Source organism: Micromonospora sp. NPDC048170 (assembly GCF_040652795.1).
Taxonomy (GTDB): Bacteria; Actinomycetota; Actinomycetes; order Mycobacteriales; family Micromonosporaceae; genus Micromonospora.
The window spans coordinates 180,756-197,159 of sequence record NZ_JBEZMR010000012.1; the positions used below are offsets into that span (position 1 = coordinate 180,756).

Genomic DNA, 16,404 nt, shown 5'->3' on the forward strand with positions numbered 1-16,404 from the left:
CATGATCGCCCACCGGAACCTGGGCTTCGTGGCCGCCGCGGCGACGCTGCTCGCCGCCGCGCCGCTGTCTGCCATCTTCGAACGCTGGACGTGGCTGATCCAGGCGACGATCGCGGTGGCCGTGGTCGCCGCCGTGGCCGCGTTCGCCCGGCTGGCCCGGGTTCCGCTCTGGGGCCAGGCGCTGGCCATGCTGGCCGGCCTGACGCTGGCCCTGACCTGGATCTTCCCCGGCGGCGGCGAACTGTTGGGCATCGTGCCCACCCCGTCGACCTTCACCCACTTCGGCCAACTGCTCGACAGTTCGCTGGAGGACATGCGCTCGTACGGCGTCAAGGTGCCCGACACCGACCCGCTGCTGTTCGTCACGGTGCTCGGCATCGGCGGGGTCGCCGTGGTGGTCGACGTGCTCGCCGTGGGGCTGCGCCGGCCGGCGCTGGCCGGGCTGCCGATGCTGGCGATCTACTCGGTGCCCGTCGCGGTCTACGTGGACAGCGTCCCGGCGGTGCCGTTCGTCGTGGGCGCCGCCGGCTACCTCTGGCTGCTGGTGACCGACAACGTCGACCGGGTCCGCCGGTTCGGCCGGCGGTTCACCGGCGACGGGCGCGACGTCGACGTCTGGGAGGCCTCGCCGCTGGCCGCCGCCGGCCGGCGGCTGGCAGCGGTGGGTGTGGCGCTGGCCGTGGTGCTGCCGCTGGCCGTGCCGGGAATGACCGGCGGGCTGCTGGACACCCTGGGCGCCGGTTCCGGCAACGGCAACGGCAACGGGCGTCCCGGGCAGGGTGGCGCTCCCGGCAGGATCGACCTGTTCGCGGCGTTGAGCGGGCAGCTCAACCAGTCGCAGGTCACCGATCTGGTCAAGGTGACCACCGACGAGACGGACCCGTTCTACCTGCGCTTCGGGGTGGCCGACAAGCTCGAGGGGGGCGGCTTCCGGGTGGGCACCCCCACCGGCCGGCCCGTCGACGACCTGCCGGCGCCGTCCGCGCGGGGCGTCGAGCAGCGGACGTACCGGGCCACGGTCGAGGTGTCGAAGAACCTCACCATGCCGCTGCTGCCGGTCTACGCCGAGCCCGTGCGCACCGAGGACCTGAACAGCAACTGGTTGTACGACCCGAGCCTCCAGGTGGTCTTCTCCAACCGCGACAACGCCCGCGGCAAGCGCTACGCGTTCGACTACGTGCGCTCGACGTACACGCCGGCTGCCCTGCGCCGGTCCCAGCCGCTGCCGGCCGACCACGCGGTACGGCGGCTGCATCCCGCGCCGCCGCCGGTGCCCGAGGTCGAGGAACTGGTCTCCGCCCTGGTACGCGGCAAGAACACCGAGTACGACAAGGTCCGCGCGATCTACGACCACTTCTCCGCGGACAACGGCTTCACCTACTCGCTCAGCACCAAGGGGGGCACCAGCGGGCAGGAGATCGTCGACTTCCTCAACAACAAGGTCGGCTTCTGCCAGCAGTACGCCGCCGCGATGACGTGGCTGGTCCGGGCCGCCGGCATCCCGGCCAGGGTGGCGTTCGGGTTCGCCAACGGCAGCAACTCCAGCAACGGCACGTACACCCTGACCAACCGGAACCTGCACGCCTGGACGGAGGTCTACTTCAACGACGTCGGCTGGGTGCCCTTCGACGCCACTCCGGCGTACGGCGTGCAGGGCTCGACCCGGTCGGCGTGGGCGCCGAACACCGACGCCCCGGAGGAGGACACGCCGACTCCCGGCTCGTCGAGCGCGCCCGGCGGGGTCGACCCGTCGGCGGGCCCGGCGGGGCCGGAGGGCCCCGAGGAGGACGTCGACTCGGGCCTGGCCGTCGGCGGCGAGGCCCCGGCTGAGCAGGCCCCGGTCTGGCCCTGGTACGCGGCCGGCGCGGTGCTGGCCCTGCTGGCCCTGCTCGCCGTGCCGGCACTGCGCCGCGCGGCCCTGCGGCGGCGGCGCAGCGGCCCGGCGGCACCGGCCGCGGCGGCGGTGCGCCCCGGGGCTTCCGGCGATGCCGGGGACACGACCGCGCACGGGCGGCGCATGGTGGTGCTGGCGGACGCGGAGCGGGCGCGGGCGGACGCGCACGCCGCCTGGGACGAACTGCTGGACACGCTGGTGGACTACCGGGTCCGGGTGGACCGGACGGAGACCTCCCGGGCCACCGCCGACCGGTTGTCGCGGGAGTCGCTCACCGCCGACGCGGGGGCGACCACGGCGGTACGCCTGCTCGGCCGCGCCGAGGAACGCGCCCGCTACGCCCGTGATCCGCTGACCGGCGAGCAACTCCCGCCGGCCCTGCGCGCCGTGCGCGCCGCGCTCGCCGCCCGGGCCGACCGGCGTACCCGCGTGGTGGCGGCGGTGTTGCCGCCGTCGGTGCTGCTGCGCTGGCGCCTGGCCACGGCCGAGGCGTCGTCCCGGCTGGTGGCGGCGGGCGGGCGGGCCCGTCATCTGCTGCTGCGCTGGAATCCGCGTCGCCTGCTGGCCAACCGCATGGCCCGCTGACCGACGGACGAACGGGCCGGTAGGGGCGATCCCGCCCCGCACCGGCCCGTCGCGTTCGCAGGGGACGCCTCGCGGCACCTCGCGGTCACGTGGCCCGGACGGACGACGCGCCGGTGCTGGATGATCCGGCGCGAGACGGCGGCTCACGGCAGGGCCGCGGGGCTACCGGAGGGGGTGCCGGGCCGCCGCGCTGTCGGGGCAACGTGAGAACGCACGCCCGGGGACGTGCGGGATCGTCAGGGGCCGCCGGGGTGTCCCGGCGGCCGGCTCGTCTCCGCGCGACCCGCCCTAGCGGCGGGCCGGGCTCAGCGGTGCCCCTCCGGGCGTTGCCGCCACCGGTCCTCCATCCGATCCAGGATCGAGGATCGGCGACCCGACCGGCCGCGGGGGCGACGACGACTTGTCGTCCCGCCCACGACGTGCAGGTCAGGTGACTGCGCCCGGCGATGCGACTGCACCGCGAACGCGGCCGAGGCCAGCATGACGACGAAACCCGCCACTGCCAGCGGCGGAGTCTTGATCACCGCGCCGTAGACCAACAGGGCCAGCCCAGCGATCATCACGCCGGCAGCGACGAGCAGGCGACGCCGCGCGTGGAAGCGCGGATCGCTGGCGCGCACGGCCGAGGCGAATTTGGGGTCCTCGGCAAGCGACCGCTCGATCTGCTCGAACAGCCGCTGCTCGTGCTCCGAGAGCGGCACGGCACTCCTCCCCGGTCACGTTGGTCGGCCCGGTCGGGCCGACAGACCGTGGCAGCCATCCGGCTGCTTACCCGCAAGTCTACGAGGGCCCTCGCGCGTCGGAAAGCGGGACGACCTACGGCCGGGGTGGATTTTCATTTCGTCGCCCGTCGCGGACCCCGAGCAGACTGGCCGGACCTATGACGGACCGCCCGAAACGGGCAGCCGCGGCGTCGGCTGCCGCCTCCGCCTCACGCCAGCCCCGCTCGGGCGCGCCGAGGGTCAGCTGTCGCGGGGTCTCCTGCGCGGCGGCCAGCCCTTCGACCCGTACGCCGACCAGCCGAACCCGCTCACCGGGGTCGAGCACGGTGTAGAGCGCCCAGACGGTGTCGAAGATCTCCCTGGCGACGTCGGTCGGCACGCCCGTCGTGCGGGACCGGCTGACGGTGCGGAAGTCGGCCATCCGCACCTTCAGCGACACGGTCCGCCCGACCTGCCCGGCCCGGCGCAACCGGATGCCGACCTTCTCGGACAGGGCGAGCAGCGCCCGCCGGATCTCCAGGGGATCGGCCACGTCGGCGTCGAAGGTCACCTCGGCGCCGATCGACTTCTCCACCTGCTCGGGACTGACCCGGCGCGGGTCCCGCCCCCAGGCCAGCTCGTGCAGGTGGGCGGCCGACGCCTCGCCGAGCGCCTTGCGCAGCATGCCGATCGGCGCCTCGGCGAGGTCGCCGATGGTGGCCAGGCCCAGCCGCCGCAGCGTTTCGGTGGACCGCTCCCCCACCCCCCACAGCGCCGACACCGGCAGCGGGTGCAGGAAGTCGAGCACCCGGTTGGCCGGGACGACGAGCAGGCCGTCGGGTTTGGCGCGGGTCGAGCCGAGCTTGGCCACGAACTTGCTCGGGGCGACCCCGACCGAACACGTCAGGCCCTGCTCCCCGGCCACCCGCTCGCGGATGCGCCGGGCGATGGCGGCCGGTGGGCCGAACAGCCGCCGGGCCCCGGCCACGTCGAGGAACGCCTCGTCCAGGGAGAGTGGCTCGACCAGCGGGGTCACGTCCCGGAAGATCTGCATGACCGCCTGGGAGGCCGCCGAATACTGCGTGAAGTCCGGCGGCAGGTAGACCGCGTGCGGGCAGAGCGCCCGGGCCCGGGCGGTGGGCATGGCGCTGCGCACGCCGTAGCGCCGGGCCTCGTAGCTGGCGGAGCTCACCACCCCGCGCGGGCCGACCCCGCCGACGACGACGGGCCGGCCGCGCAGCTCCGGCCGGCGGCGGACCTCGACCGAGGCGAAGAAGGCGTCCATGTCGACGTGCAGGATGGGGCAGCCGGAATCGTCGGCGTCCGGCCCGAACCGGGGATCGCCGCCCCGGGGCAACGACTGGCTGCGACCCATTCCCGCAGGCTAGCCCGGACCTGCGACATTCCGCCCGCACGGGGTGGCGACAGCTGCCCGCGTGGTTCCGGGACGGGCGCCCGGTCAGTGCGGGCCGGAGGGCGTGGTTCCGGCGGGGACCCGCCATAGCGCGACGGCGGTGACGAGCGCGCCGAGGAGAAGGATCGCCGCGCCGATGACGGCGGTGACCGTGAAGCCCTCGGTGAATGCGGCGAACGCCCGGCCGAGCAGCGCGCCGGCCGCCTCGGCCGGAACCTGGCCGGCCACGGCGAGGGCACCACCGACGGTCTCGGTCGCGGTGTGGGCGAGTTCGTCGTCGAGGCCGGCCGGCACCGTGGTGTCCATCTCCGCCCGGTACGTGGCGGCGGCGATGCTGCCCAGCACCGCGATACCGAGCGCGCCGCCGAACTCGGTGCTCGTCTCGGAGATCGCGGAGGCGGAGCCCGCCCGCTCGGGCGGCGCCGTGGTGAGCACGAGCGAGGTCGCCAGCGTGCTGGTCATCCCGACGCCGAGGGTGAGCACACCGTAGCTCCCGATCAGCCACCAGACCGGCGCGTCCACCCGCATGGTGCTGACCAGCAGGAAGCCGCCCGCGGCGAGGACGAGGCCCGCGGCGACGAGGACGGCCGGCCGGGTGCGCGGGGCGAGCGCGGACGCGAGGGCGACCCCGATGACGCTTCCCAGGATGGTCGGGAGCATCCAGAGCGCGGCGTCGAACGGGCTGAGGCCGAGCACCGTCTGCATGAACGTGACCGCGAGCAGGCCCATGCCCGCGCTCGCGAAGGTGATCGCCGTGTTCGCCCCGATGGCGGCGGAGAAGGAACTCGTCGAGAAGAGCCGTACGTCGATCATCGGATGTTCGCTGCGGCGCTGCCGGCGTACGAAGAGGGCGCCCACGGCGAGGCCGACGAGGAGGGCGACCAGCGACGACGGGTTGGCCCCGTCCTCGGCGAAGTGCTTGACGGCGTAGATGACCGGCAGGACGGCCGCCAGGGAGAGCACGGAGCTGAGCGGGTCGAACCGGCCCGGGCCCGGGTCCTTCGACTCGCGCAGCAGGAACGGGCCGACGACGAGCAGCAGGAGCATGACGGGAACGTTGATGACGAACACCGAGCCCCACCAGTACCGCTCCAGCAGGAGGCCGCCGACGATGGGGCCGATCGCGATGCCGCCGGTGAAGGCGGCCGTCCAGATCCCGATCGCGGTACGGCGCTGGTCGTCGTCGGCGAACATGCCGCGGATGAGCGAGAGCGTCGACGGCGCGAGGGTCGCCCCGCCGATGCCGAGCAGGGCCCGCGCGGCGATGAGCAGCTCAGGGGTGGTGGCGAACGCCGCCAGCAGAGATGCCGCGCCGAACGCGGCGGCACCGAGGAGCAGGAGCCGGCGGCGTCCCACGCGGTCGCCGAGGCTGCCCATGGTCACCAGGAGACCGGCCATCACGAAGCCGTAGATGTCCATGATCCACAGGTACTGACCGGTGCTCGGCGCGAGTTCGGCGCCGATCCGGGGCGCGGCCATGAACAGGACGGAGAGGTCCATGGAGGCGAGCAGGGCGGGAATGACGAGCGCGACGAGGCCGAGCCACTCCCGGCTACGGGCACGGGGAGGAACAGAGGTGGACATGCGGTGAATGTACGTGCGTACAAGACGCACGTGCAAGACGCTTGTACAAAACATGCGTTCAAAAGTGCGGCTAGACTGCACCCGTGGGACAGCGGGAAGAACTCCTGACGGGGGCGAAGCGGTGCCTGGTGGAGAAGGGCTACGCCCACACCACGGCACGCGACATCGTGGCGAAGACCGGCGCCCACCTCGGCTCCATCGGCTACCACTTCGGCAGCAAGGACGCCCTGCTCAACGCCGCCGTCCTGGAGACCTTCGACGCCTGGGGGGACGCGATCGCCGCGGCTCTCGTGGCCGAGCCCGGCGGCGCACCGCTGGAGCGCCTCCGCCGGTTCCTCGACGGCGTGTTGGAGATGGCGCACGAGCAGCGGGCGATCCTGGTGGCGAGCGTGCAGGCGTACGCCCAGGCCGAATTCGCCCCGGAGGTGCGCGCCCAACTCGCCACCGCCTACGCCGACAGCCGGCGGGAGCTCGCCGCGCTGGTGCTCGACGTCGCGCCCACGGAGGTCTCGGCGGACCAGGCGCGACGCCTCGGTTCGCTCGCCCTGGCCCTGATCAACGGCGTCATGCTCCAGTGGCTGCTCGACCCGGGGGCCGCGCCGACCGCCGACGACCTCGTGCGGGCGATCGGGGGGCTCGCCTCGGGCGGGTGACCCGCCGTCGCGCCGACGGCTGATCCGGCTGACGCCGGGGCGGTCAGCCGCGTACGACCAGCAGCGGAATGGTCATCTCGGCCGCCGTGTCCGCCCCGTGGTACGCCACCAGCCGGGACACCATCGGCGGCTCCGACCGGGAGGCGGTCACCGCGTACGTGGCGTTGCAGATCACCACCACGTCGCCGATGCGCAGCAGGTGCTCCTCGGGCACCGGGCCGAACCAGCCGGAGGCCACCACCTCGTCCCGGGTACGGACCCGGGCCGCCGCGCCGAGCACCGTCGACCAGGCGGCCACGACGTCGTCCAGGGCACCCGGGGTGACGTGCAGGTAGCGGACCCGGGGTTCCCCGGCCACCACCTCCAGCCCGGCGCGCAGCCGGGGGTCGGTGTCCAGGTCGAAGCGGTCCCCCGCCGGCACGTCGAGCTGGCCGTGATCGGCGGTGACCAGCAGCGCGGCGTCGCGCGGCAGCCCGTCGACGAGCCGGACGAGCAGCCGGTCCACCTCGGCCGCGGCGATCCGCCAGGGCGCCGAGTCGACGCCCGTGAGGTGGCCGTGCCGGTCCAGGTCGGGGTGGTAGCCGGAGACCAGCGTGGGCCCCGGCCCGGCGGCCAGGGCGGCGATCATCCGCTCGGCGAGCGCGTCGACGCCGGCCGCGCCCCGGTAGTCGCCGCCCCGGTTGGCGGCCAGCGTCAGCCCGCTGCCGCCGAACTCCGGCCGGCTCACCACCGTCACCGCGACCCCGGCGGCCCGGGCCCGTTCCAGCTGGGTACGGACCGGTTGCCAGCGCAGCGGCGCCGGGTCGTCCGCCCACTCGATGTGGTTGAGCACCCGGTCGGTCCCGGGCACCCGCACGGTGAAGCCGAGCACCCCGTGCGCCCCGGGTGCCGCGCCGGTGCCCAGCGTCACCAGGCTCGTCGGGGTGGTCGACGGGAAGCCGGAGGTCAGCGGCCGGCCGGCGGTCGCGGCGAGCCCCGCGAGGGTCGGTGCGTACGGCGCGGCGGTCGGGATCTGGTGCCAGCCGAGCCCGTCGACGAGCAGCACCGCGATCCGGCGTACCCCGGGCAGCGCGGCGCCCAGCCCGAGCGGGTCGGTGGCGCCGCGCACGCCGAGCACGGCGAGCGCGCCGGGCAGGATGTCGGCGAGACTGCCGTCGCCGTAGCGCGGCCCGACGATCCCCAGCGGGTCGGTCACGGGCGGCGGGCGAACAGGTGCAGTTGGGCGGCGAGGTCCCGCCAGGGCGCCTGCGCGGCGAGCGCCCGCTCCAACTCGACCAGGGCGGCCGGCTGGCCGTCGGCGACGGCGGCGGGAAGGAGGTCGGCGAGCACGCGTACGCCGTGGATCTCCTCGACCACGAGCCCGGCGGCGCCGAGCAGCGCGGCGGCGTCGTCCGCGTCGTAGCGCCGGCGCAGCGTGTCCCGGGTGCCGGCGGTGCCGGCCGGATCGGCGGCCAGCGTGGCGGCGAGGTCCAGATGCCCGTTCATCGCCCGGCCGAGCACGGCGGCGGCCCGGCCGGCGACCAGCACGCTCGCGGCGCCGCCCGGACGCAGCGCGGCGGCCAGCGCCGCCACCACCGCCGCCGGATCGTCGACGACCTCCAGCACCGCGTGGCAGAGCACCAGGTCGGCGCTGCCCGCCTCGACCAGTCCGGCGAGCGCGTCGCCGTCGCCCTGCACGGCACGGACCCGCTCGGCCACGCCGGCCTCCGCGGCCCGGCGGGTCAGCGCGGCGAGCGCGTCCGGGCTGGCGTCGACCACGGTGACCCGGTGCCCGGCCTGGGCGAGCGGAACGGCGAAGCCGCCCGTGCCGCCGCCGACGTCGAGCACGGTCAGCGCGGTGTCGGCGCGACGCTCCAGCTCGGCGCGCAGCACCGACCAGATCACGGCGGTACGGGGGGTCAGCGGCGGCCCGGCGAGCCGGCCTGGGGTCTGCTCCACCCGGTCGAGCCTAGTCCTGTGGTCCAACCCCGCCGAGCCGCACCTGCCGCCGGGCCGGCCGGATCCCTCCGGCCGGAAGCCGGCGGCGGCGACACGATCGGCGGGTTTCCACCGACCGGGGAGGGTCAGGACTCGCCGGTGGCGGCGTCGTCCGCGGCCCGCGACCGCAGGGCGTTGGCCACCGGGCCCTCGACGATCTCGTACTCGCGCGGCTCGCTGTGGTGGCTCGGGGTCCAACCGGCGCTGAGCCGGGTCCGCCGGGAGTTCGCCACCCCGCCGCTGTGCTCGTTGTTACCCATGGTCGTTCGTCCCCTCGTGCTCGCCCGGGCCACTCTGCCCGCGCGAGCTGGAGTGTCCCTCCACCGGGCGCGAAAAACCGTAATGTGGATCACTGTCGTCAGCGGAAATCTCGCGAGGACGGGCTGACCGGCGGCTCGATCGCGTCCAGCCGGTCAGCAGTGAGGTTGATCACCCCCTCGTGTCGCTGCAACCGGCCCCGCACCACCAGCGCGGCGCTGGTGCGGGCCACCCGCCGGTAGCGCTGCCACAGGCCCGGGGAGCAGGTGACGTTGAGCATCCCCGTCTCGTCCTCCAGGTTGAGGAAGGTGACCCCGCCGGCGGTCGCGGGCCGCTGCCGGTGCGTGACGATCCCGCCGACCCGGATGCGCCGCCCCGGCTCCACCCCGCCGAGCCGGGCGATCGGCACCGCGCCGAGAGCGTCGAGCCGGGGGCGGATGAAGCGGGCCGGATGGCTCTCCGGCGACAGCCCGGTCGCCCAGACGTCGGCGACCAGCCGATCCACCGCCTCCATCCCGGGCAGGGTGGGCGCGGCCGTGCCGGTCACCGTGCCCGGCAGCCGGCCCGGCCGGTCCTGGGCCGCCGCCCCGGCGGCCCAGAGGGCCTCCCGCCGGGACAGCCCGAAACAGGCGAAGGCGTCCGCGGTGGCCAGCGCCTCCAACTGCCCGGCGGTGAGACCCACGCGCCGGGCCAGGTCCGGCATGTCGCGGTACGGCCCACCCGCCGCCCGTTCCGCCACGATCCGCTCGGCCACCCCGTCGCCGAGGGTACGCACGCCGGAGAGCCCGAGCCGCACGGCCGGCCCGTTCAGGCCCCAGGCGTGCGGCGGTTCCCCCGGCACGCTGCCCCAGCGGGTCTGCGGAGTCGACTCCAGCACCGCCCCCGCGCCGCTGGCGTTGACGTCCGGCCGGCGCACCTCCACCCCGTGCCGGCGGGCGTCGTCGACCAGCGTCTGCGGCGAGTAGAAGCCCATCGGCTGGGCGTTGAGCAGCGCGGCCAGGAACGGCCCCGGGTGGTAGCGCTTGAGCCAGGAGCTGGCGTAGACCAGGTAGGCGAAGCTCATCGCGTGGCTCTCCGGAAAGCCGTAGCTGGCGAACGCGGAGAGCTTGCGGTAGACGTCGTCGGCCAGCTCGCCGGTGATGCCCCGCTCGGCCATGCCCGCGTAGAGCCGGTCGGCGATGCGGGCCATCCGCTCGGCGGAGCGCTTCGCGCCCATCGCCCGGCGCAGCTGGTCGGCCCCCGCCGCGTCGAAGCCGGCCAGGTCGATGGCGAGCTGCATCAGCTGCTCCTGGAACAGCGGCACGCCGAGGGTCTTCTCCAGCGCGTTGCGCATCAGCGGGTGCGGGTAGGTCACCGGCTCCTGCCCGTTGCGGCGCCGGATGTACGGATGCACCGAGCCGCCCTGGATCGGGCCGGGCCGGATCAGCGCCACCTCGACCACCAGGTCGTAGAACTCGCGGGGCTTCAGCCGGGGCAGGGTGGCCATCTGCGCGCGGCTCTCCACCTGGAACACCCCGACCGAGTCGGCCCGGCAGAGCATGGCGTAGACCTCGGGGTCGTCCAGCGTCATGTCGCCGAGGTCCAGGCTCATCCCGATCATGTCGTAGCCGTAGTGCAGCGCGGACAACATGCCGAGCCCGAGCAGGTCGAACTTGACCAGGCCGACGGCGGCGCAGTCGTCCTTGTCCCACTGGAGCACGCTGCGGCCCGGCATCCGCCCCCACTCCACCGGGCACACCTCGATCACCGGCCGGTCGCAGATCACCATGCCGCCGGAGTGGATGCCCAGGTGCCGGGGAAACGTCTGCAACTCGTTGGCGTACGCGACCACCTGCTCGGGGATGTCCGCCACGTCGACGGACGCCACGGCCCCCCAGCGGTCGATCTGCTTGCTCCAGGCGTCCTGCTGGCCGGGCGAGAACCCGAACGCCTTGGCCACGTCCCGCACCGCCGAACGGGGCCGGTACGAGATGACGTTGGCGACCTGGGCGGTGTGCTCCCTGCCGTACCGGGCGTAGACGTGCTGGATCACCTCCTCCCGGCGATCGGACTCGATGTCCACGTCGATGTCGGGCGGGCCGTCGCGCTCCGGGGCGAGGAAGCGTTCGAAGAGCAGCCGGTGCCGGACGGCGTCCACGTTGGTGATCCGCAGCGCGTAGCAGACCGCCGAGTTGGCCGCCGAGCCCCGCCCCTGGCAGTAGATGTCCTGCTCGCGGCAGAACGTGACGATGTCGTAGACCACCAGGAAGTAGCCGGGGAAGCCCAGTTCCTCGATCAGGTTCAGCTCGTGGTCGAGCTGCGCGTACGCCCCGGGGTGTGCCTCGGGCGGGCCGTAGCGTTCGCGGGCGCCGGCGCGGGTCAGGTGTCGCAGCCAGCTCATCTCGGTGTGCCCGGGCGGCACCGGGTACGCCGGCAGCCGCGGCGCGACCAGTTGGAGGTCGAAGGCGAGTTCGGCGCCGAACTCGGCGGCCCGGGCCACCGCCCCCGGGTACGCGGCGAACCGGGCCGCCATCTCGGCACCGCTTCGTAGGTGGGCGGTGCCGGCCGCGGGCAGCCAGCCGTCGATCTCGTCCAGGCTGCGCCGGGCCCGGACGGCCGCGACGGTGGTGGCCAGCCGGCGTCGGCCCGGCGTGGCGTAGTGCACGTTGTTGGTGGCCACCGTGGGCAGCCCGGCCGTCGCCGCCAGCTCGGCGAGCGCGTCGTTGCGGTCGGCGTCGACCGGATGCCCGTGGTCGGTCAGCTCCACCGCCACCGTCTCCGCGCCAAAGATCGCGGTCAGCCGGTCCAGCTCGCGGGCTGCCGCGTCCACCCCCTCGGTGAGCAGCGCCGCCGGCACGTGCCCCTTGCGGCAGCCGGTGAGCACCAGCACGTGGTCGCGCAGCTCGGCGGCGACCTCCTCCAGCTCGCCGTAGACCGGGCGGCCCTTCTCCCCGCCGCGCAGCTGGGCACGGGCGATGGTCGACGCCAGCCGGGCGTACCCCTCGTGACCGTGGGCGAGGAGCAGCAGGTGCCGCCCGAGCGGGTCGGGCTCGCCGTTCTGCGGGCCGGGCAGATCCAGGGAGAGCTCGGCACCGAAGATCGTCGGCAGGTGCAGCGCGCGGGCCGCCTCGGCGAAGCGCACCACCCCGTAGAAGCCGTCGTGGTCGGTGACGGCGAGCGCGGTGAGGCCCAGCCGGGCCGCCTCCTCGGCCAGCTCCTCCGGATGGCTGGCGCCGTCGAGGAAGCTGAAGTTGGTGTGCGCGTGCAGCTCGGCGTACGGCACCGTGTCGTCGGGGCGGGCCACCTCGGGCGGCCGATAGTGCTCCCGCCTGCGGCTCCAGGCGGGAGAGTCGCCGCCGTCGGCGTCCACGGCCAGCGGATCGACCACGTGCAGGTGCCGCTCGTCGCGCACCCAGCCGTACCCCCCGCCGGCCCGATCCTCCCCCGACCCGCCCGCACCCGACCCGCCCGCACCCGACCCGCCCGCACCCGACCGTCCCGCGCGCGACCGTCCCTCGCCAGGCCGAACCGTTCGGCCCTCACCAGGCCGACCCACGTCTGACCGTTCCTCGCCCTGTAGGCCCTCGCCCGGCCGACCCACGCCTGACCGTTCCTCGCCTGACCGGCCCGCGTCTGACCGTTCCTCGCCCGGTCGGCCTGCAACCGATCGGCCCTCGTCCGCCGCACCCGCGCCCGATCCTCCGGTGCGGGGCTTCCGGCCGGAAAGTACGCGCTCCAACTCCGACCAGGGCAGCTTCGGGTTGTGGAAGCTCATCCGGGCCCTTCCGGGCTGGGAGCCGGAGAGATCTTGGAAGATTTCGGCCCCCAGAGGGGCCAGAACTCTCCAAGATCTGAGGGCTGGTGGCCGGCGGTCCTGTGGGTGGGGCAGCTCGACAGCGTCGGACTCGCAGGCGGCGGGGACGGGGGCGCACTCCGCTCAGGCCTACCCGCCGGCGGGGCACCATCGCGCCCGCCCCGACATGCTGGCGGGGCAACATCCCGCCCGGCCCGACCCCCAGGCAGGGCACCACCCCGCCCAGCCAGACACGCCCGCCCAGCCAGACACGCCGGCAGGGCACCACCCCGTTCGAGCCGGCCCGGCAGGGCGTCAGCCCACTTGAGCTGACCGGTTCGGCGGAGGCGGTGCAGGCGTCGACCGGTGATCGGGTGCTCAGTCATAGATGGCCTCCACCAGCCACCGTCCGGCCTCGACGACGAGCAGCAGGGCCGTACCGTCGGCCAGGCAGACCTGGAACCGGGCCCGCCGGCGGGCCTCGGCCGGCGCCCACCAGCGCTCGTCGACCGGCCACGGACCGGCCCAGCCGACGATCTCGACCGGCCGGGCGACGCCCACGGTCAACCGGGCGGGCTCGGCGCTGACCTGGAGCCGCGCGCTGACCGCGACCGGGTCGCCGACGGCGTCGTGCACGGCCGCGGCGAGCGGGTCGGGCAGCACCACGGCCGGCGCGGGTGGCGGCAGCCGGCCTGGCCACGGCGGCGGGACGGGTCGGGCCGGCAGGCGTTCGTCGCCCCACGGCACCAGGCGCACCTGGTCGGCAGGCGAGCGCCCGCCGCCGAGCACCGCGGTGACCACCGCCTCGGGGCCGAGAATGCCCTGCACCCGGCTCAACGCCCGGTGCGCCCGCTCCCGCTCCTCGCCGGCCTCCCCCCACAGGCCGGGTTGCAGGCCGGCCTGTGCGATCACCCCGTCCGGAACCAGCCGGAGCCGGATGATGCCCGCCGTCGGGCGGGTGGGGCGGGTGCCGGCCCGACCGGCGCTGCCGGACAGCCAGCCGTCGAGCTGCCAGCGCACCCTGTCGGCGATCGCCGCCGTGGTGAGCAGCCCGTCGTGCCGCCAGACCCGGTGCAGTTCCTGACCGTGCGCGGTGACCGCCTCGATGCCGAGACGGGTGCAGGCCAACCCGTGCGCGGCGAGCCGGTCGTGCAGCCGTTCGGCCAACGCCCGGGCGGCGAAGGCCGCCGCGTCGACCCGATCGAGCGGTTCGTCGTGGTCGGCGGTGACCGCGAGGTCGACCGGGGGTTGCCGGACCGCGAGCGGACGGTGGTCCCGCCCGGCCGCCAACCGGTGGGCCAGCGCGCCGTCGAAGCCGAACCGGGCCAGCACGTCGCTGGCGGGCAACGCGGCGAAGTCGCCCAGGGTGCGTACGCCGAGCCGGCGCAGCAGGTCGGTCAGGGCCGGGCGGCCGAGCGCCTCGACCGGCAGGTCGGCGAGGAAACCCGGTGTCCCGCCGGGCGGAACGACCCGTCCGTCGCGGGCGGCCAGCCCCGCGGCGAAGACTCCGTCGGCGATGCCGACCTGGCTCTCCACCGCGCAGGTCTGGGCGACGTGCTCGACGATCCGCTCGGCGGCCTCCTCCTCGCCCCCGAGGTAGCGACTCGGCCCCCGGGCCGCCACCGCGCACGCGCCGGGGCGTACCACCTCGACGCCGGCAACCAGCTCCTCGACGGCGGCGACCACCGGCTCGAACGCCCGGGCGTCCCGCCCGGGGTCGTGGTCGACGGCGGTGAGCTGCGGGCAGCGCCCCTGCGCCTCCCGTTTGCGCAGCCCCCGACGCACTCCCTCGGCGCGGGCCCGCTCGGAGCAGGCGACCACCCGGTTGGCGTGCAGCACGGCGACCGGGTCGGTGGCGGGAACCCCGTCGACGATCTCCGCGGCGAGGACCGGCCAGTCCGGGCACCAGAGCAGCAGGGTCCGCACGGGCGCGCCGGTCACGTCGAACCGACCAGAATGAGCACGTCGGTCACGTCGAACCGACCAGGGTGAGCACGCCACGACGGGACGGACCGGGGGGTGCGGAGGCGACGGCCGGGTCGACGGGGCGGAGCCGGCCGGCGGTCGACCGGCCGGTGACGGAGACGGCGGCGGCGGGAGTGGAGTGGGGAATGACCCGGGTGAGCCCGTCCCCGGGCAGCCAGAGCTTGATCTCCTTGGGGCGGGCGGCGGCCCCGCGCCCGCGCGCGGAGACGGTGACCTCGCGGCGGCGCAGCCGGCCCCGCCCCTGCCCGAGCCCCTCCCAGGCCCCCCGGACCACCTGGAGGGTCACGTCCGCGCCGTCCCACCGCCCGTACGGGACGAGGACGCTGCCCCGCTGCCGGGCCCGGGCAGCCAGCCGGTTGGCGACCGAGGCGGCGACCGCCGTCGGCACGGCGGTGACCACGACGTCCACCCCGTCGATCAGCGCGGCGATGACGGTGGCCCACTCCGGGCCGGGATGGGGCACCAGCGCGAGCCGGTCCAGGGCGATGCCCAGCTCGGCAGCGGCGCCCGCCCCGAACGTCGGGACCCCGACCACGGCACACCATGAGCCGGCCCGGGACGCCTCGGCGAGCAGCGCCAGGACCAGCGAGGTGCCGCCGCCGCGCCGGGGTTGGCCGGTGGCGACCGCGATCGTGCTGCCCCGCCGCAGCCCCCGGTGGGGCAGCAGCCCGGTCAGTTCCGGGGCCACCGGCAACATCCGGTGACCACCCGTCGGGTCCGGCGCGCTCGCCGGGCGCACCAGACCGGCCAGTGCGGCGGAACCGACCACCATCCGGCCCGCCATCGGACCTACCCCCCGTCGTGCTGTCGGATCAGACGTGCGCGTGGCGCCCGGGCACCACCTGGCTGGACGGCGTGCCCGGGTCAGGCCGCGAGTCCGTCGAGCGCCGGTTGGTGGGCCACGCCGAGCCCGGTCTCCACCACCGTGACGAACTGCTCGGCCGAACGCAGCAGGTCGTCGGCCTCCCGAGCGGTCACGACCCGTGGGATTCCGGCCTCGGCGGCGGCCCGCTTGCCGGCGGCGAGGGCGAAGAACCGGGCCCACTCGTCGAGCTCGGGAGCGACACCGGAGAGCAGGACCCAGACGCTGGTGACCCGGTTGCGGCGGGTGGGGGCGGGCCGCGCCCGGGCAGCGAGCACGGCCGCCGCCGCCCGGAGCGCGGCCAGGTGGGCGGCGGCGTAACGGAGGCCGTCGGGACGGGTCTGGGCGGCCTCGGCCAGCCCGTGCCGGGCCACCGCGAGAAGCTGGGCGGGGGTGCGGTGCGGCAGCACGTGCGCCGGCACCGTCGGTGCCTGAGCCGGGTTGGTCGGCATGGACTGTCTCCTCCGCGTGGCCGAGGCGCCGCCCCGGAGACGGCCCTGGGCCGCCGGCGGGACGCCGGGTCGAGTGGTGCGGAGGAAGACGCACCGGTGGGTGGCCGGCCGGGTGTGGACGCTTCCCCACACCACACCCGGCCGGCGTTACCGGCGGGTTCGTCGCCCCCCCCCCGGGGGGCGTGGGGGGGGGGGGCAGCTCCAGGCGGACCGGGCCGGACACGGGACTGGCCGGGTACCACGGGGGGCCCCCGGAGCCGCACCCC

The 16,404-nt window shown here is 75.3% G+C and carries 12 protein-coding genes; 2 read left to right on the forward strand and 10 right to left on the reverse strand.

Going from position 1 to position 16,404, the window contains the following annotated elements:
* Position 1 precedes the first annotated feature (1 nt).
* Entirely contained in the window at positions 2–2,479 is a 2,478-nt protein-coding gene (locus AB0D32_RS18140) for a DUF3488 and transglutaminase-like domain-containing protein (protein WP_357091041.1), read from the forward strand.
* A 305-nt stretch (positions 2,480–2,784) separates the two neighbouring features.
* On the opposite strand, the gene AB0D32_RS18145 is transcribed toward AB0D32_RS18140, so the two are convergent.
* The 3 genes from AB0D32_RS18145 to AB0D32_RS18155 all read right to left on the reverse strand — a co-directional run bounded on the left by AB0D32_RS18145 (position 2,785) and on the right by AB0D32_RS18155 (position 6,178).
* Positions 2,785–3,180: a DUF3040 domain-containing protein gene (locus AB0D32_RS18145; protein WP_357091043.1), complete on the reverse strand. Its 396-nt coding sequence runs from the start codon at positions 3,178–3,180 to the stop codon at positions 2,785–2,787.
* Between the two features lie 115 nt (positions 3,181–3,295).
* Positions 3,296–4,555, reverse strand: a complete 1,260-nt coding sequence (locus AB0D32_RS18150; protein WP_357091045.1) for a DNA polymerase IV — start codon at positions 4,553–4,555, stop codon at positions 3,296–3,298.
* An 84-nt stretch (positions 4,556–4,639) separates the two neighbouring features.
* Positions 4,640–6,178, reverse strand: coding sequence for an MFS transporter (locus tag AB0D32_RS18155; protein WP_357091047.1), 1,539 nt, complete (start codon positions 6,176–6,178; stop codon positions 4,640–4,642).
* 83 nt (positions 6,179–6,261) lie between these two features.
* On the opposite strand from AB0D32_RS18155, the gene AB0D32_RS18160 reads away from it, so the two are divergent.
* Positions 6,262–6,831: a TetR/AcrR family transcriptional regulator gene (locus tag AB0D32_RS18160; RefSeq protein ID WP_357091049.1), complete on the forward strand. Its 570-nt coding sequence runs from the start codon at positions 6,262–6,264 to the stop codon at positions 6,829–6,831.
* 43 nt (positions 6,832–6,874) lie between these two features.
* Here AB0D32_RS18160 and AB0D32_RS18165 read toward each other — a convergent pair whose 3' ends face one another.
* From AB0D32_RS18165 to AB0D32_RS18195, 7 genes are all read right to left on the reverse strand, one after another.
* Positions 6,875–8,026 carry a nucleotide pyrophosphatase/phosphodiesterase family protein gene (locus AB0D32_RS18165; RefSeq protein WP_357091052.1) on the reverse strand — a complete coding sequence of 384 codons (1,152 nt, stop codon included), beginning with the start codon at positions 8,024–8,026 and terminating at the stop codon, positions 6,875–6,877.
* Positions 8,023–8,769 (reverse strand): methyltransferase domain-containing protein, encoded by a 747-nt coding sequence (locus AB0D32_RS18170; protein ID WP_357091054.1) that lies wholly within the window; start codon positions 8,767–8,769, stop codon positions 8,023–8,025. Before AB0D32_RS18170 ends, AB0D32_RS18165 begins: the two co-directional genes overlap by 4 nt.
* Positions 8,770–8,894: 125 nt before the next feature.
* Positions 8,895–9,068 (reverse strand): hypothetical protein, encoded by a 174-nt coding sequence (locus AB0D32_RS18175; RefSeq protein ID WP_357091056.1) that lies wholly within the window; start codon positions 9,066–9,068, stop codon positions 8,895–8,897.
* A gap of 98 nt (positions 9,069–9,166) precedes the next feature.
* The gene (locus tag AB0D32_RS18180; RefSeq protein ID WP_357091058.1) at positions 9,167–12,457 is read right to left on the reverse strand and encodes an error-prone DNA polymerase; all 3,291 of its coding nucleotides are present in this window, start codon (positions 12,455–12,457) and stop codon (positions 9,167–9,169) included.
* Between the two features lie 759 nt (positions 12,458–13,216).
* Entirely contained in the window at positions 13,217–14,779 is a 1,563-nt protein-coding gene (locus AB0D32_RS18185) for a DNA polymerase Y family protein (RefSeq protein WP_357091060.1), read from the reverse strand.
* A 28-nt stretch (positions 14,780–14,807) separates the two neighbouring features.
* Positions 14,808–15,608, reverse strand: a complete 801-nt coding sequence (locus tag AB0D32_RS18190; protein ID WP_357091062.1) for a hypothetical protein — start codon at positions 15,606–15,608, stop codon at positions 14,808–14,810.
* An 80-nt stretch (positions 15,609–15,688) separates the two neighbouring features.
* Entirely contained in the window at positions 15,689–16,138 is a 450-nt protein-coding gene (locus AB0D32_RS18195; protein WP_357091064.1) for an SAV_6107 family HEPN domain-containing protein, read from the reverse strand.
* Between the last annotated feature and the right edge of the window lie 266 nt (positions 16,139–16,404).

What these genes read in the sequence shown, in the direction of transcription:
- AB0D32_RS18195 (WP_357091064.1), bottom strand. Translation starts at nt 16,138, where the DNA reads ATGCCGACCAACCCGGCTCAGGCACCGACGGTGCCGGCGCACGTGCTG.
- AB0D32_RS18150 (WP_357091045.1), bottom strand. Translation starts at nt 4,555, where the DNA reads ATGGGTCGCAGCCAGTCGTTGCCCCGGGGCGGCGATCCCCGGTTCGGG.
- AB0D32_RS18190 (WP_357091062.1), bottom strand. Translation starts at nt 15,608, where the DNA reads ATGGCGGGCCGGATGGTGGTCGGTTCCGCCGCACTGGCCGGTCTGGTG.
- AB0D32_RS18155 (WP_357091047.1), bottom strand. Translation starts at nt 6,178, where the DNA reads ATGTCCACCTCTGTTCCTCCCCGTGCCCGTAGCCGGGAGTGGCTCGGC.
- AB0D32_RS18140 (WP_357091041.1), top strand. Translation starts at nt 2, where the DNA reads ATGATCGCCCACCGGAACCTGGGCTTCGTGGCCGCCGCGGCGACGCTG.
- AB0D32_RS18175 (WP_357091056.1), bottom strand. Translation starts at nt 9,068, where the DNA reads ATGGGTAACAACGAGCACAGCGGCGGGGTGGCGAACTCCCGGCGGACC.